The 23,954-nt window shown below is 67.8% G+C and carries 26 protein-coding genes; 11 read left to right on the top strand and 15 right to left on the bottom strand.

The annotated features are described in order from the left end of the window. Positions 1 to 2 precede the first annotated feature (2 nt). The 5 genes from W7S_RS18905 to W7S_RS18885 are packed head-to-tail and all read left to right on the top strand — an operon-like array spanning position 3 to position 3,778. On the top strand, positions 3 to 746 hold the full coding sequence (locus W7S_RS18905; RefSeq protein WP_008259262.1) for an SDR family NAD(P)-dependent oxidoreductase: 744 nt from the start codon (positions 3 to 5) through the stop codon (positions 744 to 746). Between the two features lie 13 nt (positions 747 to 759). Continuing rightward, positions 760 to 2,022, top strand: a complete 1,263-nt coding sequence (locus W7S_RS18900; RefSeq protein ID WP_008259260.1) for an aromatic ring-hydroxylating dioxygenase subunit alpha — start codon at positions 760 to 762, stop codon at positions 2,020 to 2,022. After that, complete coding sequence (locus W7S_RS18895) at positions 2,019 to 2,357, top strand: hypothetical protein (RefSeq protein WP_008259258.1); 339 nt, start codon at positions 2,019 to 2,021, stop codon at positions 2,355 to 2,357. The genes W7S_RS18900 and W7S_RS18895 overlap by 4 nt, the downstream gene beginning before the upstream one ends. 27 nt (positions 2,358 to 2,384) lie before the next feature. Beyond that, a complete protein-coding gene (locus W7S_RS18890) occupies positions 2,385 to 3,227 on the top strand; it encodes a TauD/TfdA family dioxygenase (protein ID WP_008259256.1) in 843 nt (280 codons plus the stop codon). After that, on the top strand, positions 3,224 to 3,778 hold the full coding sequence (locus tag W7S_RS18885; RefSeq protein WP_008259255.1) for a carboxymuconolactone decarboxylase family protein: 555 nt from the start codon (positions 3,224 to 3,226) through the stop codon (positions 3,776 to 3,778). The genes W7S_RS18890 and W7S_RS18885 overlap by 4 nt, the downstream gene beginning before the upstream one ends. 2 nt (positions 3,779 to 3,780) lie before the next feature. Here the strand turns inward: W7S_RS18885 and W7S_RS18880 are convergent, their stop codons facing one another. The 7 genes from W7S_RS18880 to W7S_RS18850 all read right to left on the bottom strand — a co-directional run bounded on the left by W7S_RS18880 (position 3,781) and on the right by W7S_RS18850 (position 9,749). Beyond that, a complete protein-coding gene (locus tag W7S_RS18880; protein ID WP_020823293.1) occupies positions 3,781 to 4,608 on the bottom strand; it encodes a mycofactocin-coupled SDR family oxidoreductase in 828 nt (275 codons plus the stop codon). Between the two features lie 44 nt (positions 4,609 to 4,652). After that, positions 4,653 to 7,481 carry an RND family transporter gene (locus W7S_RS18875; RefSeq protein ID WP_041297973.1) on the bottom strand — a complete coding sequence of 943 codons (2,829 nt, stop codon included), beginning with the start codon at positions 7,479 to 7,481 and terminating at the stop codon, positions 4,653 to 4,655. Continuing rightward, entirely contained in the window at positions 7,478 to 7,876 is a 399-nt protein-coding gene (locus W7S_RS18870; protein WP_014380803.1) for an MmpS family transport accessory protein, read from the bottom strand. The genes W7S_RS18875 and W7S_RS18870 overlap by 4 nt, the downstream gene beginning before the upstream one ends. 147 nt (positions 7,877 to 8,023) lie before the next feature. After that, positions 8,024 to 8,449 carry a hypothetical protein gene (locus W7S_RS18865; protein WP_008259244.1) on the bottom strand — a complete coding sequence of 142 codons (426 nt, stop codon included), beginning with the start codon at positions 8,447 to 8,449 and terminating at the stop codon, positions 8,024 to 8,026. Between the two features lie 76 nt (positions 8,450 to 8,525). After that, on the bottom strand, positions 8,526 to 8,711 hold the full coding sequence (locus tag W7S_RS18860; RefSeq protein ID WP_008259242.1) for a hypothetical protein: 186 nt from the start codon (positions 8,709 to 8,711) through the stop codon (positions 8,526 to 8,528). A 10-nt stretch (positions 8,712 to 8,721) separates the two neighbouring features. Continuing rightward, positions 8,722 to 9,381, bottom strand: a complete 660-nt coding sequence (locus W7S_RS18855) for a hypothetical protein (protein ID WP_008259240.1) — start codon at positions 9,379 to 9,381, stop codon at positions 8,722 to 8,724. 44 nt (positions 9,382 to 9,425) lie between these two features. Beyond that, a complete protein-coding gene (locus W7S_RS18850) occupies positions 9,426 to 9,749 on the bottom strand; it encodes a multidrug efflux SMR transporter (protein ID WP_008259239.1) in 324 nt (107 codons plus the stop codon). A 1-nt stretch (position 9,750) separates the two neighbouring features. On the opposite strand from W7S_RS18850, the gene W7S_RS18845 reads away from it, so the two are divergent. The 4 genes from W7S_RS18845 to W7S_RS18830 all read left to right on the top strand — a co-directional run bounded on the left by W7S_RS18845 (position 9,751) and on the right by W7S_RS18830 (position 13,028). Then, on the top strand, positions 9,751 to 10,761 hold the full coding sequence (locus W7S_RS18845; RefSeq protein ID WP_008259238.1) for an alpha/beta fold hydrolase: 1,011 nt from the start codon (positions 9,751 to 9,753) through the stop codon (positions 10,759 to 10,761). Then, positions 10,758 to 11,198, top strand: a complete 441-nt coding sequence (locus W7S_RS18840) for a DoxX family protein (protein WP_014712133.1) — start codon at positions 10,758 to 10,760, stop codon at positions 11,196 to 11,198. Before W7S_RS18845 ends, W7S_RS18840 begins: the two co-directional genes overlap by 4 nt. 61 nt (positions 11,199 to 11,259) lie before the next feature. Continuing rightward, the gene (locus W7S_RS18835; RefSeq protein ID WP_008259234.1) at positions 11,260 to 12,066 is read left to right on the top strand and encodes an SDR family NAD(P)-dependent oxidoreductase; all 807 of its coding nucleotides are present in this window, start codon (positions 11,260 to 11,262) and stop codon (positions 12,064 to 12,066) included. Beyond that, positions 12,063 to 13,028, top strand: coding sequence for a phosphotransferase family protein (locus W7S_RS18830; RefSeq protein WP_008259232.1), 966 nt, complete (start codon positions 12,063 to 12,065; stop codon positions 13,026 to 13,028). Before W7S_RS18835 ends, W7S_RS18830 begins: the two co-directional genes overlap by 4 nt. Positions 13,029 to 13,034: 6 nt before the next feature. Here the strand turns inward: W7S_RS18830 and W7S_RS18825 are convergent, their stop codons facing one another. Continuing rightward, a complete protein-coding gene (locus W7S_RS18825; protein ID WP_225331023.1) occupies positions 13,035 to 13,364 on the bottom strand; it encodes a hypothetical protein in 330 nt (109 codons plus the stop codon). A 107-nt stretch (positions 13,365 to 13,471) separates the two neighbouring features. On the opposite strand from W7S_RS18825, the gene W7S_RS18820 reads away from it, so the two are divergent. Further along, positions 13,472 to 14,143, top strand: coding sequence for an MspA family porin (locus W7S_RS18820; protein ID WP_008259228.1), 672 nt, complete (start codon positions 13,472 to 13,474; stop codon positions 14,141 to 14,143). On the opposite strand, the gene W7S_RS18815 is transcribed toward W7S_RS18820, so the two are convergent. The 4 genes from W7S_RS18815 to W7S_RS18800 are packed head-to-tail and all read right to left on the bottom strand — an operon-like array spanning position 14,140 to position 18,565. After that, a complete protein-coding gene (locus W7S_RS18815; RefSeq protein ID WP_008259226.1) occupies positions 14,140 to 15,435 on the bottom strand; it encodes an acyl-CoA dehydrogenase family protein in 1,296 nt (431 codons plus the stop codon). The two genes, W7S_RS18820 and W7S_RS18815, sit on opposite strands and share 4 nt — an antisense overlap. Next, positions 15,436 to 16,581, bottom strand: coding sequence for a CaiB/BaiF CoA-transferase family protein (locus W7S_RS18810; RefSeq protein ID WP_014712132.1), 1,146 nt, complete (start codon positions 16,579 to 16,581; stop codon positions 15,436 to 15,438). Further along, entirely contained in the window at positions 16,578 to 17,360 is a 783-nt protein-coding gene (locus W7S_RS18805; RefSeq protein WP_008259218.1) for an enoyl-CoA hydratase/isomerase family protein, read from the bottom strand. The genes W7S_RS18810 and W7S_RS18805 overlap by 4 nt, the downstream gene beginning before the upstream one ends. Continuing rightward, positions 17,357 to 18,565, bottom strand: a complete 1,209-nt coding sequence (locus W7S_RS18800) for an acetyl-CoA C-acetyltransferase (RefSeq protein ID WP_225336798.1) — start codon at positions 18,563 to 18,565, stop codon at positions 17,357 to 17,359. The genes W7S_RS18805 and W7S_RS18800 overlap by 4 nt, the downstream gene beginning before the upstream one ends. Before the next feature lie 499 nt (positions 18,566 to 19,064). Here W7S_RS18800 and W7S_RS18795 point away from each other — a divergent pair, with 499 nt between their 5' ends. Further along, positions 19,065 to 20,030, top strand: coding sequence for an LLM class F420-dependent oxidoreductase (locus tag W7S_RS18795; protein ID WP_008259214.1), 966 nt, complete (start codon positions 19,065 to 19,067; stop codon positions 20,028 to 20,030). Positions 20,031 to 20,033: 3 nt separating this feature from the next. Here the strand turns inward: W7S_RS18795 and W7S_RS18790 are convergent, their stop codons facing one another. The 3 genes from W7S_RS18790 to W7S_RS18780 form a co-directional block, all read right to left on the bottom strand. Further along, positions 20,034 to 20,711 carry a nitroreductase family protein gene (locus W7S_RS18790; RefSeq protein WP_029384716.1) on the bottom strand — a complete coding sequence of 226 codons (678 nt, stop codon included), beginning with the start codon at positions 20,709 to 20,711 and terminating at the stop codon, positions 20,034 to 20,036. Further along, a complete protein-coding gene (locus tag W7S_RS18785) occupies positions 20,711 to 22,237 on the bottom strand; it encodes an Hsp70 family protein (protein WP_008259210.1) in 1,527 nt (508 codons plus the stop codon). The genes W7S_RS18790 and W7S_RS18785 overlap by 1 nt, the downstream gene beginning before the upstream one ends. Positions 22,238 to 22,319: 82 nt before the next feature. Next, positions 22,320 to 23,849 (bottom strand): ATP-dependent DNA ligase, encoded by a 1,530-nt coding sequence (locus W7S_RS18780; RefSeq protein ID WP_008259207.1) that lies wholly within the window; start codon positions 23,847 to 23,849, stop codon positions 22,320 to 22,322. Positions 23,850 to 23,954: the final 105 nt, after the last annotated feature.

The following is a 23,954-nucleotide window of genomic DNA, read 5'->3' as shown; positions in this document are numbered from 1 at the left end:
CGATGACCAAGGTGGCGGTGGTGACCGGCGGCGCCTCAGGCATGGGCGAGGCGACATGTCACGAATTGGGCCGGCGCGGCCTCAAGGTGGCCGTCCTCGATGTCAACGAGCATGCGGCGCAACGCGTCACCGACGGCCTGCGCGCCGAAGGCGCGACCGCGCTCGCGGTGGGCGCCGACGTCACCGATCGGTCCGCCGTCGAGCAGGCGTTCGCGAAGGTGCGCAGCGAACTGGGACCGGTGACGGTCCTGGTGACCAGCGCCGGGATGTTCGGGTTTTCGCCCTTCTTGGACATCACCGCCGAATCCTGGTCGCGGATCATCGATGTCAACCTGACCGGCACGTTTCATTGCTGCCAGGTCGCGCTCCCGGACATGGTGGAGGCGAACTGGGGGAGAATCGTGATGATCTCGTCGTCGAGCGCCCAGCGCGGATCCCCGTTCGCAGCCCACTACGCGGCCTCCAAAGGCGCGGTGATCACGTTGACCAAGTCGCTGGCCCGCGAATACGCCGCGAACGGGATCACCGTCAACAACATTCCGCCCTCGGGCATCGAGACCCCGATGCAGCACCAGGGCCAGGCCGCCGGGTACCTGCCCTCCAACGAGCAGATCGCCAGCAATATCCCGGTGGGCTACTTGGGCACCGGGGCCGACATCGCGGCCGCGGTGGGCTTTTTGTGTTCGGAAGAAGCGAGGTACATCACCGGTCAGGTCTTGGGCGTCAATGGCGGATCGGTGATGTGATAGTGAGGATGCGATGACGAGATCAGGCCGGCCGCCGGAAGGCTCCTGGACCGAGCACTACCCCGAATTGGGCACGGGCCCCGTCTCTTTCAGGGATTCGACGTCCCGCGAGTTCTACGCACTCGAGCGGGAGGCGATCTTCAAGCGGGCGTGGCTCAACGTCGCCCGGGTGGAGGAATTGCCCCGCGTCGGCAGCTACCTGACCAAAGAGATCGAAGTCGTCGGCGCGTCGGTGATCGTGGTCAAGGGCAAGGACGAGCGAATCCGGGCGTTCTACAACGTGTGTCGGCATCGCGGAAACAAGTTGGTGTGGAACGACTTTCCCGGCGAGGAGACCCGCGGGACGTGCCGGCAGTTCACCTGCAAGTACCACGGCTGGCGCTACGACCTGCAGGGCGCGCTGAAGTTCGTGCAGCAGGAATCGGAGTTCTTCGACCTCGACCCCGCGAAGTATGGGCTGCGTCCGGTGCACTGCGACGTGTGGAACGGCTTCGTCTTCATCAACTTCGACACCGAGCCGCGCCAGAGCCTGCGCGAGTTCCTCGGCCCGATGATCACCGGGCTGGACGACTATCCGTTCGGGAAGCTGACCGAACGCTACGACTGGGTGGCCCACAACAACAGCAACTGGAAGATCTTCGCCGACGCCTTCCAGGAGTACTACCACGTGCCGTCGCTGCACTCGCAGCAGGTGCCGGCGGAGGTGCGCGACCCCAACGCCGGATTCACCTGCGGGCACTTCCAACTCGACGGCCCGCACCGGCTGGTCTCCACCGCTGGGCGGCGCCGCTGGCTGTTGCCGCCGGAATACATGTACCCGATCGAGCGCGCCACCCGCAGCGGGCTGGTGGGGCCGTGGCAGACCCCGGACATCGGCGAGCTGCCGGCCGGGCTCAACCCGGGTGGGATCGAGCCCTGGGGGATCAGCAATTTCCAGATCTTCCCGAACATCGAGATTTTGATCTACGGCGGATGGTATCTGCTGTACCGGTACTGGCCCACCTCGCACAACACGCACCGGTTCGAGGCGTACACCTACTTCCACCCGGCGAGCACCGTGCGCGAGCGCATCGAGCACGAGGTCGCCGCGGTGGTGCTCAAAGAGTTTGCGCTACAAGACGCCGGAATGCTCGGCGGGACCCAGGCGGCGCTGGAATACGGCATCGTCGACGACTTTCCCCTCAACGACCAAGAGATCTTGGTACGCCACCTGCACAAGGTCGTCGTCGATTGGGTCGAAGCCTATCGCCGCGAACAGGATCCGGTGGGGGTGTGACCATGTATCCCATGTTGCCCAGCGCATTCGCCGAGCTGGAGGACTACGCCCAAACCTGGTGCCTGGCAACCGAAACCGAGCGCTGGAACGCCCGGGTCGGCGCGTCGATGCCGCAGCTACTCGACTTCTACAACGCGTTTTTCCCCCGCCTCGAAGAGGCCATCGACTACTGCGACAAGTTTCCGCTCGACAACCTGCCCGACGATGCGCTCAACCTGTTGCACATGATCTATTCGCTGGTCATGGTCGCCATGGCGGTGGAGATCATGCATCAACCGGCCCCGGTCGACGCCGCCGACGCGGTCATGACCCGGACCGGCTGGCCGGTGCCCTGATTCATCCCTCTCCGGAAAGGAGCGACCATGGGTCTGCTCACCATCACCAAACTCACCGAGTCCGTCGGCGCCGAGGTCGCGGGCCTGGGGCCCACCGAGCTGGCCGACGACTCGGTCGGCGCGGCGGTGTTGGATGCGTTGGAAGACAACGGAGTTCTGGTCTTCCGCGGCCTGCACCTCGATCCTGCGGCCCAGGTCGGCTTCTGCCGCCTCCTCGGCGAGGTCGATCACTCCTCCGACGGCCATCACCCGGTGCCCGGCATCTACCCGATCACGCTGGACAAGTCCAAGAACGCCTCGGCCGCCTACCTGAAGGCCACCTTCGACTGGCACATCGACGGCTGCACGCCGCTGGGCGGCGAATGCCCCCAGAAGGCCACGGTGCTCTCGGCGGTGCGGGTGGCCGAATGGGGCGGGGAAACCGAGTTCGCCAACAGCTACGCCGCCTACGACGACCTGACCGATGAGGAGAAGCAGCGGTTCGGCACGTTGCGCGTGGTGCACTCGCTGGAAGCCTCCCAGCGCCGCGTGTATCCCGATCCCTCCCCGGAACAGGTGCAGCGCTGGCGATCTCGGCGCACGCATGAGCATCCCCTGGTGTGGACGCACCGCAGCGGCCGCAAATCACTCGTGTTGGGCGCCTCCGCGGACTACGTCGTCGGCATGGAGCTCGATGAGGGCCGCGCCCTTTTGGACGAGCTCCTGGCGCGCGCGACGACGCCCGAGAAGGTCTACAGCCACAGCTGGTCGGTCGGGGACACCGTCATCTGGGACAACCGCGGGGTGCTGCACCGTGCGGCCCCGTACGACCCGCACTCCCAACGCGAAATGCTGCGCACCACCGTGCTCGGCGACGAGCCGATCGAATGACCACGGACGGTCATCACCCGCTGCGCCTGACACCGCTGCCCGCCGGGGAATGGGACGAGCGCGCCCGGGAATCGCTGGCATCCCTGATCCCCACCGAGCGGGCGAATCCCGTTGGCGCGGGCAATGTTTTGTCCACCCTGGTCCGCCATCCCGACCTGACCGCGGCCTACCTGCCGTTCAACGCGTACCTGCTGACCCGCTCGACGCTGTCGCCGCGGGTGCGAGAAGTCGCGCTGCTTCGCGTGGTGCATCAGAGCAAGTGCGGCTATCTGTGGTCGCACCACCTCCCCATCGCCGCGCGAGCGGGGCTGTCCGAATCCGAGATCGACGACATTCGGACCGGCCGCTGCGCCGATGAGACCGACCGGGCCGTGATCGCCGCCGTCGACGATCTCACGGCCGACAGCACGGTCGCCGAGACGACCTGGGATGACCTGTGCCGCTTGTTCACCGAGCAGCAATGCCTGGATCTGATCTTCACCATCGGTGGCTACCTGCTGCTGGCCTTGGCCGTCAACACTTTCGGCGTCCAAGACGAGGCGCACCACTGAGATCAGATTTTCAGGTAACCCTTGTCGGCGGGGATCTGCGCGGCGGTGACGAGCGAGGACGCGTCGCTGGCGAGCCACAGCACGATGTCGGAGACCAGGTCCGGGTCGGCGAGTGAATCGGTGGGCAGCGCGCCGGGGGAGAAGCTGTGAATGTAGGTCTGGTGGTCGGCGAAGAGTTGCCACATCGAGGGGTCGTTGCCCATCGGGGTGTCGGTGCCATACGGGTGCACCGAGTTCACCCGGATGCCGTACCCGCCGAGCTCGACCGCCAGGGAGTTGGTCATGCCGACCACACCGAACTTGCTAGCGCAGTAATGACCGCACCCCGGTACGGCCTTCACGCCCGCGGCCGAGCTGATGGTGATGATCGAGCCCCCATTGCCGGCCTGAATCATCGCGGGCACAGTGGCTTTGATGGTGTTCCACACACCGGTCAGGTTCACGTCGAGGACGTCCTGCCATTGTTGCGCCGAGATCTCCCAGAGTCGCCCCCAGTTCAACACCCCCGCGTTCGCGACGACGATGTCGAGGCGGCCGAATTGGGTGATCGCCTCGTCGACCACCCGCTGTTGCCCCGCGGCGTCCCGGACATCGACCTGCTCGGCCAGCATCTTGCGGCCTTCGCTTTCCACCAGGCGCGTCGTCTCGGCCAGGTCTTCGGGCGTCGAGGCGGGATAGCCGTTGTGCGCCGCCACCGGGGCGCACGCGTCGATGGCGACGATGTCGGCGCCGGCCCGCGCCAACCGGACGCAATGGGAGCGGCCCTGCCCACGCGCGGCGCCGGTGACGAAGGCGACTCGGCCGGCCAGGGGAGTGTCGTTGGCGCTCATGCGATTCGGGCCTTCCGTGTCGGGGTGGCAGTGGGATTGGACGATCAGCGCTGCGGCAGCGGGCGGGAACGCACCAGCGTCGGCCACCAGAACCACGGCCCGAGGATGCGCAGGATGCACGGCACGACGAACGAACGCACGATCAGGGTGTCGAGCAGCAGGCCGATGCACACGGTGGAGCCCACCTGACCGATGGTCCGCAGATCGCTGGTGAGCATGGCCAGCATGGTGAACGCGAATACCAGGCCCGCGGATGTGACCACGCCCCCGGTGCTGCCGAGCGCGCGGATGAGACCGGTGTGGATGCCGCCGTGCAACTCCTCTTTGACCCTGTTGATCAGCAGCAGGTTGTAGTCCGACCCGACGGCCACCAGGATGATGAACGTCAGCGGCAGGACCAGCCAGTGCAAATGCAGGCCCACGAGGTGCTGCCAGAAAAGTATGGACAGGCCGAACGCGCCGGCGTAGGAGAAGGCCACCGTTCCGGGAATCACCAACGCCGCCACCAGACTTCGCGTGATGAACATCATGATCAAGAAAATCAGCACAAACGCCGCGATCGCCGCGATCAGCAGGTCCGACATCGCGTATTGCTTGATGTCCTTGTCGTTGGACCCCGAACCGCCGATATAGACCCGGGCGCCGGCAAGCGAGGTCTCCTTGAGGATCGTCTTGATAGCGTCGGGGAACTGTTCGACGTGCTCCACCCCTTCGGGTCCCATCGCGTCGCCCTCGTGGGTGACGATGAAGCGGGCCGCCTTGCCGTCGGGCGACATCATCAACTTCATGCCCGTCTTGACGTCCTCGTTGTCGAAACCCTCGTGCGGGATATAGAAGTAGTCGTCGCTGCGGGACCGGTCGAAGTCGTTGCCCACGTTGATCAGGTCGTCGAACGTCTGGTCCGTCTGGATGGACTGTAGATCCGCCGACCCGTAACTGTTGACCAACTTCAACTGCAGCGCCTCGGTGTCGTCGGCGGTGGCTTTCAGTTGGGCGATGATCTGCGGGAACGCCTTGTCCACCTCCGTGAGCGAGATTCTGGCGTGGTTGATGTCCTCGGCCAGGTGGTCGATGTGGTCGATGGTGTCCCACAGGGATCGGAACGCCCAGCAGATGGGGATGTCGAAACAGTGCTTCTCCCAATAGAAGTAGCTCTTGATCGGGCGGAAGAAGTCGTCGAGATTTGAGACTTCCTCGTTCATCTCTTCGCTGACCCGTTGCAGGTCCTCCACGGTGAGCACCGTCTGGTGCAATTCGTCGGACACCTTTTGGAAAAAGCCGATCTCCTTTCGCAGCACCGCGACGGAGTGCGCCTGGATCTCGGCCTGCGCGTCGGTGTTTGAGTTCTGCTCCCTGTTGAACGGGAGTTGTTGGCCGTTGCCGCTGCCCTGCGTGGTGAACAGGTACGGGATGCTGGCGTGCTCGAGCGCCCGGCCCAGGGGCCTGGTCATGCCCTGCACCATCGCCACGCCGTGCAGCCGGATCAGGGCCTTGGCGACCCGGTCCAGCGAGATGAAGTCGGCCGAATTGCGCATGTCGTGGTCGGTTTCGACCATCAGCATCTCGGAGAACAGCTTGCTCTTGGGGAAGTGCCGATCCGCCGCCTGGAAACCCAGGTTGGCGGGCGCGCCGGCCGGCTGGTACTGCCGGTCGTCGTAGTTCTGCCGGTAGGTGGGGACGAAGATCGCCCCGATCATGACGACGGCGGAGCTGGCCGCCAGGATGGGCACCGGCCAGCGCACCACGCTCGCCCCGATGCGCCGGTACAACAGTCCCTTGGTGCTGGTCCTCGGGTCGAACATCCCGAAGAGGCTGCCCACGGTCAGGACCGCCGGGCCCAGCGTCATCGCCGCGGCGATGGTGAACAGCATGGTGATCGCGACGGCCGGCCCCATCGTGTGGAAGTAGTTCAGGCGCGCAAACGTCAAGCAGTAACACGCGCCGGCGATCGTCAGGCCGGACCCGATGATGATGGGCGCCACGCCCTTGTAGGCGATGTAGAAACTGTCCTCCCGGCTTTCGCCGGCCTGGCGCGCCTCGTGATATCGGCCCATCAGGAATATGCCGTAATCCGTGCCCGCTCCCAGGGTCAGCGCGATGACGATGTTCACCGCGAACGACGAGAGTTCGATGTACCCGTAATGCCCCAGGGTCGAGACGACGCCCTTGGCGACGAGCATCTCGATGAGGACACCGAGCAAGGGCACCAACAGGGTTGAGGGCGTGCGGTACACGAGCAGCAGCATCACGACGATGAGGATGATCGTGACGATGGTGACGTTGTTCAGGCTGGCGTTGGCGATGGCGAGGGTGTCGGAGGCCAGCGGGGCCGCGCCGCTGACATAGACCTTGAGCCCGGGTGGCGGGGTGTCCTCCTTGATGATGTCGCGGACGGCGTCCACCGACTGGTTCGCCTGAATCTGGCCGATATCGCCGGCGAGACGCAGCAGCACGTAGGTGCACTTGCCGTCGACGCTTTGCGCCCCCGCCGCCGTGAACGGCTTGCCCCACAAATCCATCACGTATTGCACGTGTTTGGTGTCGTTTTGGAGGCGGCGCATCAGGTCGTCGTAGTACCGGTGATCCTGGTCTCCCAGTTGCCGGTTCGCCTCGAAGACCACCATGGTCAGGTTGGTCGAGTTCGATTCCTGAAACTTTTCGCCGATGTGCAGCAGTGCCCGCTGGGAGGGGGCGTAGTGCGGGACCATGGGCCCGGCGAGTTCTTCTGCGACCCGTTCCACTTGGGGCATAAAGGTATTCGTCGTGACCGCGAGCAGGCCCCAGAAGAAGATGATCGGTATCGCGAAAGCGCGGACCATCCTGGGGATGAACGGGCGCTTGACCCTGGGCTCATCGGAGCGATGCTCGCTCATGCCGATTTCACCCTGCACTGGACGTCGGCGTCCTGATGGTCATCCGACTGTTCGTCGCGGACTACGCCATTGACCAGCATCCGGCAGCCGACCTGGCCGCCATGAACGTGCACCGAAATGCTGCCGGACGCCACCGTGAGTGTGGTGGTCTCCGTGTGGGTCCACGGCAGGGTCGTGAAATCAACCTGATGCGGGTGGCCCTCGATGTCGATGTAGACGAGCTTGCCGCCCTGCCCGGGGGAGCCGAACACCTCATAGGTGATCCGTTTGGGGTTGAACTGCTCGGGGGCCTGCGGACCGTTGACGGTGATGACCGGCTCCGGCTCGGAGAACTGGTGCACCTTGTACATGCACAGCAGGCCCACACCGACCGCGACGACGGCGACCAACGGCATCCAGATTCGCGCCAGGACAGCCCGCCCGACTGAACGAGGGCCCACTCGATCACCTCTGAAGAATCCGTTTTGCACATCGTGTCCTGCCGCGGCCCCGGCCTCGGAGCCCATACGGATAGTAGACGGTCATGTACTCAACGGACAGAGTCAAGGCAGTTTCTGCAGCCGGCGCTTCAGGCTCGCGCTGCGGCGCAGCTGAATGGCCAGGTTCGTCGAGGTCAGCATGGGGATCACGCCGAGGAACGTCCGCTCGGAAGGCGTCGCTCCATGCAGGTGGTACAGGCTGCCGAAGACGAAAAAGCAGCTCAACATGAACAGGGCGCCGGGGATGCACAGGGCCATCACCGACCGACGATCGGCGACGACCTGCCTGGCGTAGTCCACCTCGTCCTGCGACATCGGTTCGCGTTTGCGCACCTTGTGCAAAACCGCTTTAGCGCTGCCGATTTCCTCGCTGATCGGTACGGTCGGCCGGCGCTCCAGGCGATTGACGTAGAAGCCGGCGACGGCCGCCAATACCACTGCCAGCGCGAGGCTGATCGCGGTCAGAAGGCCATACAGACTCGCACTCATTCTCAGTCCCTGCTCTCCGCCGCCGCACGAGGCGAAACTTTCCCGGGAACGCTACCCCAATCGTCGCGGCGTGACGTCAGGGCTTTCCGGAGTCCCGGTCCTTGAGCACGTCGCGGATGACCAGCCCCAGCAGGAACAGCAGGGCGAGCGGAACGAGCAGCTTGAACACGGTCGACGCGTGGCTGTACAGCAAGCCGTAGGCGATCGCTCCGATCAGCACCATGGCGAGCAGGATGCCGCGATTGATCTTGTCCGTACTCATCGGGAAGACCTCACTTGTCGATTGGCTTGCGGTGCTTGCGATTTCGGCGCACGACGATCCAGAGCAGTGCGCCCATCGCCAGGGCGATGCCGGAAATGACCAGCGTCACCTTCAGCCAGGCCCACTCGTCGTGCTTCTCGTGGGCGACCGAAGAGGTGGCCACCGGCGCGTTGGCGGGGACGTTGACGCCGGCCAGCCCGCTGACGAACGCACTGGTGGTCGCGTACGGGTCGGGTCCGTGCTCGGTGGCCGACTGATTCATCAATTCATCGACGCGGTCCGCAATGACTTTGGGCACCTTGTAGGCACGGACGTGGTAGCCGTGCGAGTCGATGACGACGATGACGCCGCTGAACTTCGGCTCCCGCGCCGACATCGCGCCGTGGATGGCATCCGCCGTGGTCACACCGCTGTTGCCGGGCGCCACCGCTGCCACCCAGACCGGTGGCTGGGGGCTCCACGTCCACGGACCGGCGAGGATCTGCCGATTCAGTTCGCCGACATTGCGCAGCGGCGGCCTGGCCCCGGGGTCGGTCACCACATGCGTCTCGGCGTTGAAGTGGGCCACCAGCTCGTCGGTGTAGGCGTCGGCCGAGGCGCGCGGAGCGAGCAGCAATGCCAGCGCCATGGTCAACGCAACGAGGGCGAGGCCACGGAATCGAAAGGTCACTTTTCTCCTGCCACGAGTCGTTGCGTCGATCCTGGCTGTTGCCCTCAGTGGGCGCCACTCAAATTGAGCGTGACGACACCCGCGATGATCAGGCCGACGCCGACGACCTTGGTCAACGATATCGACGAGCCCAGGAACAGCACGGCGATCAACACGATGAGGGCCGTGCCGATGGCCGACCACAACGCGTAGGCGACGTCGGTCTGCATGCCGCGCGAAATCGAGACCGCCAGCAGCGCGAACGAGATGGCGTAACCGATCAGGCAAACCACGGTCGGCCAGAGTCGGGAGAAACCTTCGGTGCTCTTGAGCAGGCTGGTCGCCACCACTTCCGCGAAGATCGCGCCGAGCAGGTACAGGTAGGTCAACATGCCCGACAACGCTAGCCGCGGGTACGGCGAACCTGACACACTGATCACCCTGGCGCGGCGTCCGTTCGGAAAGGAGTTGCGTGCGATGGCGTTTCCCGCTCACGTGTTGAGCCTCGACGTCAGCGGCGCGATCGGCGAGCGGGCATCGCTGGCGGCGACCTATTACCCGGCGCGCGCGGGCAACGCCGCGGCCGCCGTCCTCGTCTGCCTGCCGGGCGGCACCTACAGCCGCGAGTACTGGGATCTCGAGATTCCCGGCCACGACGGGTACAGCTTCGCCGAATTCGCCACCGGCGACGGCTACGCGGTCGTGACGATCGATCCGTTGGGCACCGGCGAAAGCTCGCAACCGGCCCGCGACTTCGACTTCGCCGACATCGCCGCCACGCTGGCCTGCGCCGTGGCGGCTCTGCCGGACACCATCGGCGTCCACGCGCCGCCGGTGGCCGTGGCGCATTCGCTGGGCGGCTACCTTGCCCTCACCCAGCAAGCGCTGTTCCCCAGTTACTGCGGCATGGCGCTCCTCGGGTGCACCAATCAGCACGTCGCGCCGCTGAACCTCGATGCCGCGCTCATCGCTCGCGCCGGATCCCCGCAGGGGCGCGCCGAGCTCGCCCAGGAAATCCTTTCGGCCTTGCCGCAGCCGTATTTCGAGGGCCCGCGCGAGCATCTGCAGAGCTGGTTTCACCTCGCCGACGTTCCCGCGGCCGTCGTCGCCGCCGACTCCGTCACCGCCAAGTCGGTGGTGCCGCGGGTGTTCGGCACGGCGATGATCCCCGGCATCGTGGCCGATCATGCGGCGCGCATCGACGTCCCGGTGCTGGTCGGTTTCGGCGCCGTCGACGTCTCACCGGATCCCCGCGCCGAGGCGGCGCTGTACCGGAGTTGCCCCGACATCACAACGGTGGTGTTGGCGGACAGCGCGCACTGCCACAACATGGCGTCGAGCCGGCACCGGCTGTGGCGGCGACTGCTGGACTGGACCGCGACCGTAACGTGTGGATCGTGACGAAGGGTCTCGACCGCCGCCTGGCCCGCCATGCCCCGGCCGTGTTGTCCGCGTTTCGCCTCGTCTACGGCCTGCTCTTCGCCGCGTACGGGTCGAGGAGCCTGTTCGATTGGCCCGTACGCTCGCCGGTTGTCGTCGAGTTCGGATCCTGGCCCGGCTGGTATGCCGGCCTGATCGAGATCGTCGCCGGCCTGCTCGTCGCCGCCGGGTTGTTCACGCGCACCGCCGCATTCATCGCGTCGGGCGAGATGGCGGTCGCCTACTTCTGGATCCATCAGCCCATGGCCCTCTGGCCCGTCGCCGACCCGCCCGGGGGCAACGGCGGCGCGCTGTCCATCCTCTTCTGCTTCGCGTTCTTCCTGCTGGTCTTCATCGGCGGCGGCCCCTACTCGCTCGACGCGGCGCGCGGCAGGAGGCTTCCCCTCAACCGGCGATAATGGCATTCTCTGATGCGGAGAAGCCATTTCCGATGACGGCGGTTCCGGAGGAGGACGACCAATGAGCGTGCAGCGGTGCGACGGGATGGTGGCTCTCGTCACCGGGAGCAGCCGCGGCCTGGGCAAGGCGATTGCCGCGCGCCTGGCCGAGAGCGGAGCCACCGTGGCGCTGACCGCACGCACGATGGATCCCGATCCCAAGTACCAGGGCTCGCTGAGCCAGACGCGCGACGAGATCGTCGCCGCCGGCGGGAAAGCCATTGCGGTCCAAGCGGATCTGTCCCAAGCCGAAGACCGCGAACGGCTCTTCGCCGAGGTGACCGGCGCCGTCGGCGCACCGGACATCCTGGTGAACAACGCCGCCGTCACCTTCCTGCGGCCCCTGGACGGGTTCCCCGAGCGGCGCGCCCGGCTGATGATGGAAATGCACGTCCTCGGCCCGCTGCACCTGTGCCAGCTGGCGATCCCCGCGATGCGCGAGCGCGGGCGCGGCTGGATCCTGAACCTCACCTCGGTGGGCGGCGACCTGCCGCCCGGCCCGCCCTTCTCCGAGTTCGACCGGACCGCGGGCTTCGGCATCTACGGGACTGCCAAGGCCGCGCTCAATCGGTTGACGAAAAGCCTTGCGGCAGAACTGTACGACGACGGCATCGCCGTGAACGCCGCCGCACCGTCCAACCCCGTCGCCACGCCCGGCGCCGGCACCCTCGACCTGGCCAAGACCGACACCGAAGACATCGCCCTGATCACCGAAACCGCGTTCCGGTTGTGCACGGGCGATCCCAAGTCGTTGACCGGGCGCATCGCCCACACCCAGCCGTTCCTCGCCGAGGTCGGCTGGACGAGAACCGGCACGCTGGCTGAATGAGCAGAGCCGAGCTCGACCTGGGCGAACTGCGCGCGCGCCTCGCCGCTGCGGGGGTCACGGACGTCGCTCCACTGTCCGGGGGCGCCTCCAGCCTGACCTTCGGGGGTGATCTGGGTGGCCGGCGTGTGGTGATCAAGGTCGCCCCACCGGGCGTCGAACCGGTCGCTCATCGCGACGTGCTGCGCCAGGCGCGTATCCTCAAAGCCCTTGCCGCGACCAGTGTTCCGGTTCCCGACGTGCTGCGGGAGGACCCGGGACATCCCCCGGACGCACCGCCGCTGTATGTCATGTCCCGGGTCGACGGCGACTGTGTCGAACCGCTCTTCGACGGATGCGCGCCCTTTGCGGACGTGACCGACCGGTACCGGAACGCGTGCCGGGCCATGGCCGCGCTGCACCGGCTTTCGCCGACGGAGCTCGGGCTGGGCGATGAACCCGTCGTCGACCCGGTCGCCGAAGTCCACCGCTGGTCCGACACGCTGAACACCGTCGATCCGGCGCTGGCACCCGGCTGGCCGAACGTCCGCGACGCCCTATTGGCCTGCGTGCCAAGCGCGATGGCGCCGGGCGTGGTGCACGGTGACTTTCGGCTGGGCAACCTGCTCGCCTCCGGGGCGCGGATCAACGCGGTCATCGACTGGGAGATCTGGTCGATCGGCGATCCGCGCATCGATGTGGGCTGGTTCCTGATCAACTGCGACCCGGACACCTACCGCAGAATTCGGGCCCCGGACGGGATGGCACCGCCGACCACCGAACTCGCCGAGCTCTATCGGTGCGAGTTGGGTTGCGAGACAACCGATTTGGGCTGGTTCACCGCGTTGGCGTGCTACAAATCGGTGGCGACGTGGTCGCTGATCGTCAAGCACAACCGCCGAAGGCGGTCGCCGCGGGACGAATTGGAAGCGATGGCAGCCAGTCTGCCGCGGCTGCTGGCGCGCGCCCTGTCGATGCTGGCCTGACGGTACTCAGCCGCAGTGGGCCCCGAGATTTTGACAAACCATTCCGACACCGCCGCCGGTGGTCGACAGTTCGTTTTCATCATCGTCGATCGGATTCGTCATTGTGGTCGGGAACTGTATCGGCCATTCGTCGATCGCCGGGATGTCGGGCTGCTGGCCGGCATCCGGATTCGCAAGGGCCGTCCCGGTGCCACCGGTCAGCGCCGCGAGGACCGTCGAACCCGCGACCAGTAGGCAAGCGCACCTGCGAGAAATCATCGCCACCCTCTCCGTGATCCGCCGGATGCTGGAGATTGTCGAAACGCTACTGCCGATTCTACATTGCATAACAGTCACGAACGAACAACAAATGTGGATTGCCGGCCAGCAAATTTCGCGCACCAAATGCGACCCTGCGTACGGTTTCGCCCGTGAGGCCGGTAGCCATCGTCGTCCGTCGTGCCATGGCTATCGCCGTGTGCCTCGCCATGTCGGTGATCGCGGCGCCCTCGGCCGACTCCGAACCCCAGCTCGGTCCAGCCCCGCCCGATGCGGCGCCACCGGCCGGCGCGGCGGTGCCCTCGAATCCCCCCGCGATCCTGAACACCCCCGACGGCTGGACGCTGGGATTGGGCGCCAAGGACGAGATGCAGGTTCCGGTAGCGCCGCTGACCACCGCGATCTCGTCGCGCGAATACATGTCCAGCGGCATCTTCGTCGGCTCGCTCCGCGGACCCGAAGAGGCCCACGGCGTCCTGGAAGTCGGCTACCAGATCGGCTGTGGGATCGACATGAGCACCTCCAACGGTGTGATCATGGAGGGCGGCGCCGGGATCATCCCGGGTGTCAGCCCGACATTCGACGCCACCGGCACGCTGCCGCCCCTGCTGCCGTTCGTGTCGGCACCCATCAACGGCGTGATGAGCGTCGGACTCAAGCCGGGCCTGGTGATCGTGGTGCCGGTGATCAAGAAGCAGTTCAAGGGCGCGAATCCCTGGGTGATGATCAGCAACTTCCACGTCAAGATCGACGGCTGCGTGGGCCAGTCGTTCATCCGCTCCTATGCGGTGCTGACCCGCCAGACCGACCTCTCCGACGTGGTGCTGTCTTACGTGGGCGTCACGAAAGCGGTTTAGCCGCGGGGGATGCCCGCCAGCTTGTCGGCGAACTTCGCCTCCGCCGCCGCGCGCAGCCGCAGCAAATGCTCGGAGGGAAACAGGTCGGGTGCGGGCTCGCGGTCTTTCAGCAACAGCCGCGCCAGCGTCACCTTGTGCACCTCCGTCGGGCCGTCGGCCAGCCCGAGCACGAACGACTCCACCAGGTACTGCACGAAGGGCATCTCGTGGGTGGTGCCCAGCGACCCGTGCAGCTGAAGCGCCCGCGAGGAGACGTCGTGCAGTACCTTTTGCATCATCGCCTTGACCGCCGAGATGTCGGCCCGCACGGCGTGGTAGTCGTTGAATTGGTCGATCTTCCAAGCGGTTTGCAGCGTCAGCAGCCGGAAGGCCTCGATCTCCATCCATGAGTCGGCGACCATCTGCTGCACGAGTTGTTTGTTGGCCAGGACCTCGCCCTGGGTGTAGCGCGACGCCGCCCGCTCGCAGATCATGTCGAAGATCCGGCGGACCAGCCCGACCGTGCGCATCGCGTGGTGAATGCGCCCACCGCCCAGCCGGGTCTGCGCGACGACGAACGCCCCGCCGCGCGGCCCCAGCATGTGATCGGCCGGCACGCGGACGTTTTCGTAGCGGACATAGCCCTCGCGCCCGCCGCCTGTGGGCTGGTAGCCCAGCCCCACGTCGCGCAGCACGTTGATGCCGGGGGTGTCGCCGGGAACGACGAACATCGAGTAGCGCTCGTACGGCGGCGCCTCGGGGTCGGTCATCGCCATCACGATGATGAAGGACGCCAAGGAGGCGAACGACGAGAACCACTTCTCCCCGTTGATGACCCAGTGATCGCCGTCTTGCACCGCGGTGGTGCGAAACACCTTCGGGTCGGCGCCGCCCTGCGGCTCGGTCATCGAGAAACAGGAGATGATGCGGTTGTCCAGCAGCGGCTCGAGGTAGCGCGCCTTGAGCTCGGGTGTGCCGTAGTGCGCCAGGATCTCGCTGTTGCCGGAGTCGGGCGCCTGTGAGCCGAAGACGATCGGAGCGCACTCCGAGCGACCGAGAATCTCGTTGAGCAGCGCCAGCTTCACCTGCCCGTAGCCCGGGCCGCCCAGGTGCGGACCGAGGTGCGTGGCCCACAGCCCGCGCTCCTTGACGATCTCCTGCAGCGGCGGGATCAGCGCCTGGCGCACCGGATCGCCCAGGTCGTGAGACTCCTTGACGATCAGGTCGATCGGCTCACATTCCTCGCGGACGAAGCCTTCGACCCATTCCAGTTGCTCGGCCCATTCCGGGTCGGTGGAAAAGTCCCACGACATTCAGCGTCTCCTCTTGCTCTGTGCCACCACGCCGGAGTCGACGAGTTCGGCGATGGTTTGCGCGTCCAATCCCGCCTCGCGCAGCAGCGCTTGCGTGTGGTCGCCCGGCAGCGCGGGGGCCGACGGCGTAGCCGGTCGCGTGCGGGAGAAGCGCGGCGCCGGCGCGGGCTGGGTGATGCCGTCGAGTTCGACGAAGGTCCGCCGCGCGACGTGGTGCGGATGCCGCGGCGCCTCGGTCAGCGAAAGCACCGGTGTGGCACAGCATCCCGGCGTGTCGAGGATGCGTTCCCATTCATCGCGGGGCTTCTCGGCGAAACGGGCGGCCAGGGCGGCGCGGTGCGCGGCCCACGCGGCCGGGGCGTCGTCGTCCTGGGGCACGGTGACGCCGAGGCGATCGCACAGTTCGGCGTAGAACTTCGACTCCATGGCGCCGACGGCGACGTGACCACCGTCGGCCGTGGCGTAGACGCCGTAGAAGTGCGCGCCGCCGTCGAGCAGATTGGCTTCGCGTTCGTCGCGCCAGGTGCCGGCCGGCAGCATCCCGAAGTAGGGCGCCAACAGCGTCGCCACGCCGTCGACCATCGCGACGTCGAGCACCTGACCCACCCCGGACTCGCGCGCCTCGAGGATCGCGCTGAGCAGGCCGACCGCCAAAAGCATTCCGCCGCCGCCGTAGTCGCCGATCAGATTCAGCGGCGGCACCGGGGATTCGGCGGTGCCGATGGCGTGCAACGCGCCCGTGAGGGCCAGGTAGTTGATGTCGTGACCGGCGTGACCGGCCAGCGGCCCGTCCTGCCCGTACCCGGTCATGCGGGCGTAGACCAGGCGCGGGTTGCGCTCGGTCAGCGCGTCCGGCCCGATGCCCAGCCGTTCGGCCACCCCCGGGCGGTACACGTCGACGAAGGCGTCGGCGCCGGCGGCCAGCCGGTGCACCAGGTCCCGCCCACGGGGGTCTTTCACGTCGGCGGCCAGCGAGCGCTGGCCGCGCCGGACCGTGTAGTCGATCGGCAATGGCGCGTCGACCCCCGCGACGGCGTCGATGCGCACGATGTCGGCGCCCAAGTCGCCCAACAACATTCCGCAAAACGGCGCGGGCCCCAGCCCGCCCATGATGACGATGCGGACGCCGCGCAGGGGTCCGGTCATGAAGACCACTTCTTGCAGCGTTCGGCCGCCTCGTCCGTCGCGTGCGTGATCACCTGGTTGCGGTTCTCCAGTTCCAGCGCCGACTCGAAGCTCGCGGCGTCGGTGTTGACCTGCAGGGCGCGCTTGGTCAGTTGCGCTCCGAGCGGGGCATGGCCCGCGATCAACGTGGCCAACTCCACCGCTCGGCCGGCCAACCCATCCGCCGCGACGACTTCGCTGACCAGCCCGCGCCGATCGGCTTCGGTCGCCGACACCGTGCGGCCGGTGAGCATCCAATCGGCGGCCACGCTGGTGCCGACGATGCGCGGCAGGTGATAGCTCATGCCCATCTCGGCGCCGGAGAGCCCCAGCAGGATGGCGGCGTTGCCGAAAGTGGCGGCGGCCGAGCAGATTCGGATGTCCGCGGCCAGGCACAGCGCGAGGCCCGCGCCGACACAGGGGCCGTTGACGGCGGCGATGACGGGCTGCGGCAGGGCGCGCACCGCTTCGGCGAGGGCGGCCATCCTCTCCTGGAAGCGCATCCGCTCCAGCGCCGGCGCGCTGGCTTCGAGCATCGACGGCCCGAAGTCGCGCACGTCGATGCCCGCGCAAAACCCGCGTCCGGCGCCGGTCAGCACCACGGCGCGCACCGTGGCGTCGACGGCCAAATCGCCGAGCAGGCCGCGCAATTCGGTTTGCATCGTCTCGTTGATGGCGTTGAGGCGCTGCGGGCGATTCAGACGCAGGACGGCGACACCGTCACCGGGCCGGTCGAGCTCCAGCGTGGTCGGCACCCTCACACCCGCTCGATGATCGTCGCCGTGCCCATCCCGCCGCCCGTGCACATGGTCACCAGTCCCGTTGTCAGGTCACGACGTTCGAGTTCGTCGAGAACGGTGCCGATCAGCATGGCGCCGGTGGCGCCGATCGGGTGCCCGAGGGCGATCGCGCCGCCGTTGACGTTGACCACGTCGGGATCGATGTCCAGATCGCGCATCGTCTTGAGCGGGACCGCGGCGAAGGCCTCGTTGATCTCCCACAGATCGATGTCGGCCACCGTCATGCCGGCGCGTTCCAGGCACCGCTGCGCCGCGGGGCCGGGCGCGGTGAGCATGATGATCGGTTCGCTGCCGATGGCCGCGGTCGCCCGGATCTGCGCCCGCGGGGTCACGCGGTGGGTGTGCATCCAGTTGGAGGAGGCGAGCAGCACGGCGGCGGCGCCGTCGACCACGCCGGACGAGTTGCCCGCGTGGTGCACGTGATCGATGCGGTCGACGCCGGGATAGCGCTCGAGGCAAATCTCGTCGAACGTGCGTTGCTCGCCGTCGGCGCGCGCGGCCCCCATCGCCTCGAAGGCCGGTGTGAGGCGTGACAGCGTCTCAGTGGTGGTGCCCGGGCGCGGATGCTCGTCGTGTTCCAAGCGGCCGGCGGGTGCGGCCACGTCGACCAGGGAACGATCGAAGCGCCGCTCCTCGATGGCCACGGCGGCGCGGCTCTGGCTCTGCGCGGCGTAGGCGTCGACGACCTCGCGGCCGAATCCCTCCAGTGTCGCGATCAGATCTGCCGAAATGCCTTGTGGCACAGTCGGGTACACTGCGCGAAGATCGGGATTGTTGCCGTCGATCGTCGGGACCCCGGCCGTTACCCCCCACCGCGACATCGACTCGACACCGCCGGCGATCGCCAAATCCTCACTGCCGGCGGCGATGCCCGCCGCCGCAACGGTGACGGCCTGCTGGCCCGAGCCGCAGAACCGGCTCAACGTCATCCCCGGCACGGTCTCCGGCCACCCCGCCAACAGAACGGACATTCGGGCGATGTCGTCGCCGTGGTCCCCGCTGAGGATGCCGTTGCCGGCGATCACGTCATCGACGTCGACCGGATCGAAGTCGGTCCGCTCGGCCAGCGCGGTGAGGCAGCGCGCGAGCAAGGCCTGCGGGTGCACCGCGTGCAGTCCGCCGTCGGGGCGGCCTCGCCCGCGCGGCGTGCGTACCGCGTCGAGAATCCAGGCGTCGATGGCGGACTCCGATCGTCGTGGTGGGCTCAGGTCACCAGCGATCGTAAATCGTCTCTCGGCCGCGGAGAACCACCTTCTCCGAATTGGCGATGCGATTCTCGCGGGACGCGGGGCTGTGCGGGCGGTGCGTGCGGGGGCCAGCGCCGCCTGTGGCGCCGGCGGGCCGCTGCGGGGGCCCCAGTCACATCTGCCACACCGGCCCGGCGGGGGGCGCAAGCTGTTTGCCCGCCTCCTAGCGACAACGTCGTGCGGGGGCCCGGCGGGGTGCCGTCGTGCGGGGGCCCGGCGCGGTGCCGTCGTGCGGGGGGCCCGGCGCGGTGCCGTTGTCGCTGGGAGGTGGGCATTCGCTACTGCCCTTCCGGGACGCGACCAATGAGGCCGATGTTGCGTGCCGCGCGGTTGGGCGCAAACACGCTGCGCCGCAGCCCCGTTCACGCCACCCCCATCGGCCGCGCATAACCGGGCGCTGAGCGGGTAGCCGGGCGCCATGACCAAGATCGGATACTTTCTCACCTGCGAGCAATTCGGCCCCAAGGAGCTCATCGACCAGGCCAAGCGCGCCGAGGCCGCCGGCTTCGACGCGCTGTGGATCTCCGACCACTACCACCCCTGGAACGACGAGCAGGGCCAAAGCCCGTTCGTGTGGGGAGTGATCGGTGCCCTCTCGGAGGCGACGTCGCTGCCCGTCAGCACCGCGGTGACCTGCCCGACCATCCGGATCCATCCGGCGGTCATCGCGCAGGCGTCGGCGACAGCGGCGGTGCAACTCGACGGGCGCTTCGTGCTGGGGGTGGGCAGCGGCGAGGCGCTCAACGAGCACATTCTCGGCGACCCATGGCCGTCCGCCGGTGTGCGCCTCGAAATGCTGGAGGAGGCGGTCGAGGTCATCCGCAAGCTGCACCAGGGTGGCGAGGTGAGCCACCACGGAAAGCATTACGAGGTGCAGGAAGCGCGGGTCTACACGCGGCCGGAGCAGCCGGTGCCGATCTACGTGTCCGCGTTCGGACCCCAGGCCGTGGAGGTGGCCGCCCGCATCGGCGACGGGTACAGCATCGCCATGCCCGACGGCGATCTGGTCAAGCAATTCCGCGAGGCCGGCGGCGGCGACAAACCGGTACAGGCGGGAACCAAGGTCTGCTGGGATCGAGACGCCGACGCCGCGCTCAAGACGGCGCATCGGTTGTGGGCCAATGAGGGGTTGCCCGGCCAGACCTCCCAGATCCTGCCGCGGCCCAAGGATTTCGCCGCACTCATGTCGCTGGTGCCACCGGAGACCGTCGCCGAGAGCGTCGCCTGCGGCTCGGACCCCGAGAAGCACGTCGCGCAGGTGCGCCAGTACATCGACGCCGACATCGACGAGATCTACGTGCAGCAGATCGGTCCCGACATGGACGGTTTCTTCGCGGCGTGGCGCCAAGCCGTGTTGCCCGAGTTGCGCGGCGAAACCCGCTGAACCTCAGCCGAACGGCGGGCCGTCGAACCGATCCCGGGTGACGAACTCCGCGACCGGCCGGCGGCGCAGTTTGCTCAGCTGCCGCACCGGTTTGCCGAGCGGCACCACCGCGGCGACCGCATGCCGATCGGGGATGCCCAGCAGCCCGCGGACGTCCCCTTCGGCGGCGATGGCCATCGTCGTGATGGTGCCGCCGTAGCCCTCGCTGCGCGCGGCGAGCAGGATGTTCCAAATCAGCGGATAGACCGACGCCCCGCCGGCGATGCCGACGCGGTCCAGATGCTGATCGAGGGCGGCGACGACGGTCAGATCCACCGAAACCACCAGAACCACAGGCGCTTTCGCGATCGGCGCGACGAACGTGTCGGGGATCTCCGTCTCCTCGATGGCCTTCTGCGGGACCGCGCTGGGATGGATCGAATTCCAGGGGTTTTCACCCGCCTGCAGCTGCGCGAAGTACCGGCGCGCGGCGGGCATCCCGAGTTCGGCCAGCCTGCGCCGCACCGCCGCGTCGCGCACCACGGTGACGTGGGCGCCCTGCCGGTTGCCGCCGCTGGGCGCGAAGCGAGCGTTGTCGAAGATGCGCCCCAGCACCTCGTCGGGCAGCGGATCATCGGTGAATTCCCTTGCGGCGAACGCCGTTCGCATCACGTCGTAGAGCTGCGTGCCGGGGTGGCTCATCAACTCGCCGACCCGCACCGCTCCAGGCGGAAGGTGCGCTCGAACCCGGCCGGGTGCGTCGTCAGGGTCACTTCCACCGCCCCGCTGGGCGCGATGACGTAACGCTCCTCGACATCGGGGCCGTCCCGCCCCTCCGCCCAGCGGCCGACCGGCTGACGCCCGAGGTCGTCCCGGTCGCGCAGGGCAGGGTCGAACGGAAACAGCACCGGGTCGTACGGCGTGACGTCGCCGTCCGGCCGCCCGTTGACCAGGCGGCTGCACTCCACGAACCGGAAGTGCCCGATGTTGTGCGCCGCCCGATATCTGCGCTTCACCACCAGCGGGGATCGGCCGTCGTCGGGAAGCGAGACGTCCTTGCACACGATCGGGTCGAACACGACCCCGGCGCCGGCCTCCGCCTCCCGGAAGACGCCGAAGTTTCTCGAAAAGCGTTCGGACAGCGCGAAACCCGATTCCTTGTCGAGGAAGACGGCAAGGCCGATGGCCGTGGCGGCGAAGGGGTGCGGCGAGCGCTTGACCCGCTTGTCGCCGAAGGTGCTGCGCAGCATCCGGGACACCAGCGGGAAACCGCCCGCGCCCCCGACGACGTAGATGCCCGCCACCTCCGAGAGGTCCACGTCCTTGCGGCCGCGCGCCGGGTCGCGCAGGACCCGGTCGAGCAGCTCCATCGTGCGGTCGACCAGCGGCGCACACACCGCGTAGACGTCGTCGATGGGGCAGGAGAACGGGGGACGATCGACGGGGGAGAGGTCGACCAGGAAGCGTCGCGTCTGCGGCCCGACCGCCTCCTTGCGGGTGGCGCATTCCTCGGCGAGCAGGTCGCGCGTGGCGGCGTCGACGACGGGCCGGCCGGCGCCGGCCAGCACCAGCTCGACGATGGCCTCGTCGAAGTCGTCACCGCCCAGCCGCTGGATGCCCTCGCTGACGACGACCTCGTTCGCGTGCCCGGTCATCTTCAGCAGTGAGGCGTCGAACGTGCCGCCGCCCAGGTCGTAGATGAGGACGTGTTCGCGTTTGGTGGTGATGGTGGAGCGGTACCGGTGGGCGTATTCCAGGCTGGCCGCCGACGGCTCGTTGAGCAGGGCGACGACGCGGAATCCCGCGGCCACGTAGGCGTCCAGCGTGAGGAGGCGCTGGGCGCTCGAGGCGTTGGCCGGCACGCTGATCGCGGCTTCGATCGGTTCGCCGGAGGCCAGGTCGGCGTTGGAGTGACGCTGCAGGTCGGTTTTGAGCTGCGCCAGGAACCCGGTGAGCAGATCGGCCAGGCGGTAGTCACGCCCGGCCAGGTTGACCTGGGTCTGCGGGCCGGCGTCGTTGAGCAGACGCTTGAACGAGCGCAGCACCGACCACCCCGGATCGTGCCGGACGGCCGCGGCGTCGGCGCCGAAGCGCAACTCGCCGGCGGCATTGGCGGCGATGATCGACGGCCACGCGTCGACGCCGTCGAAGGAGACGACGGGATAGTTGCCTCGATCGACGGCCGCGACGACGGTGTGGGTGGTGCCAAAGTCGATGCCGACTCTCATCGCGCAAGTTTAGGACCGCGCCTCGGGCTTGGGCACAACCTTTTCGTTCGGCGCGTCCGGTCGCCTGTAAGAAAGGCCTCGCCTAGTACAGCGCGCGCACGGCGTCGATGGTGTCGGCCTCGGCGGGGCCCTTGTCGTCGCGATACCGCACCACGCGGGCGAACCGCAGCGCCAGCCCGCCGGGGTAGCGCGACGATTTCTGCACGCCGTCCAGGGCCACCTCGACCACCTGCTCGGGTCTTACGTGCACGACGTAGCCGTCCGTCCCGCCGATCGCCAGGTCGGTGAACCGGGCGGTCTGCCAGTCCAGCATGGCGTCGGTCATGCCCTTGAAAGTCTTTCCTACCATGACGAATTCGCCGCTGTCCGGGTCGCGGGCGCCCAGATGGATGTTGGAAAGCTTGCCGCGGCGGCGCCCCGACCCCCATTCCACGGCCAGCACCACCAGGTCCAGGGTGTGCACCGGCTTGACCTTCAGCCAGCCCGCCCCGCGGCGGCCGGCCTGATACTGCGCGTCCGGCGCCTTGGCCATCACACCCTCGTGGCCGACGGCCAGCGTCGCGTCCAGGAAGGCGCCGGCCTCCACGGGGTCGGAGGTGAGCAGCCGATCGACCCGCTGCGCGGGCGGCACCAACGCGTCCAGGGCGGCCAGCCGGTCGGTGGTCGGCGCGTCGAGCAGGTCGACGCCGTCGCGGTGCAGGATGTCGAAGAAGAACACCGAAAGTGGTTGCGCGGCAACGGCCGCGGCGACATCGACCGAGCGGCCGAACCGGGAGGCGGTGACCTGGAAGCGCTGCGGCCGGTTGTCGGGCCGCAGCGCGATCGCCTCGCCGTCGGCGATCAGGTCGTTCACCGGCAGCGCCAGCGTCGCCTCCACCACCTCGGGCACCCGGGCGGTGACATCGTCGAGGCTTCGGGTGTAGACGGTGACCTGGTCGCCGGAGCGGTGGATCTGCACTCGCGCCCCGTCCAGCTTGGCCTCGAAAATCGCCCGCCCGCCGTGGCGTTCGATCGCGTCGGCCACACTGGGCGCCGTCTGCGCCAGCATCGGGCCGACCGGGCGGCCGACGCGCAGGGTGAAGGCCTGCAGGGCGGCGGGTTCGCCGGACAGGGCCGCCGCCGCGACCGCGGGCAGGTCCCCGCCCAGCATCGCGGCCCGCTGCACAGCGGCCGCCGGGATCCCGGCGGCCTTGGCCACGGCGTCGGCCATGATTCCGGCCAGCGCGCCCTGGCGCAGTTCGCCGCCGAGCAGTCGCAGCAGGAACGTCTGCTCGGCTTCGGTGGCGGCGGCGAACAGGGTGGTAAGGAGCGCGGCGCGGCGCGCCTGTGCGCCTTTGCCGGACACGGCGCCGATCTCGGAGAAGGTGGCGTCGACGGCGCCCACGGTCAGCGTGGCGTGGGAGGCCGGCGGCGGGCGCGAGCGCAACGCCGCCCAGCCGACCCCGATCTGGCGCTGGCGCAACTCGCCGGACAGCCAGGACACGACGATCATGACGAGGGCGGGATCGGGTGCGGCCCGCGCCAGTAGGTCGGCGATGTGGGCGACTTTTCTCAGCCGCGACGACGTGCTTCCGACGTCGGTGGACGCCTTTGCCACGTCGAGGAGGAGCACGGTTGCCAGCTTGGCATGGCTCGGTGACAAGCGTCCGGAGCGGACACGCTAGCGTGCCTACGTAACGTTACAGATTGCTTCGATTCTGACAAGCAACAAATGGGA

Origin of the sequence: Mycobacterium sp. MOTT36Y, from assembly GCF_000262165.1 — a bacterium.
Classification (GTDB): Bacteria; Actinomycetota; Actinomycetes; order Mycobacteriales; family Mycobacteriaceae; genus Mycobacterium; species Mycobacterium intracellulare.
The sequence above is the reverse complement of the archived record's forward strand: the minus strand, read 5'-3'. Positions and strand labels throughout refer to the sequence as shown.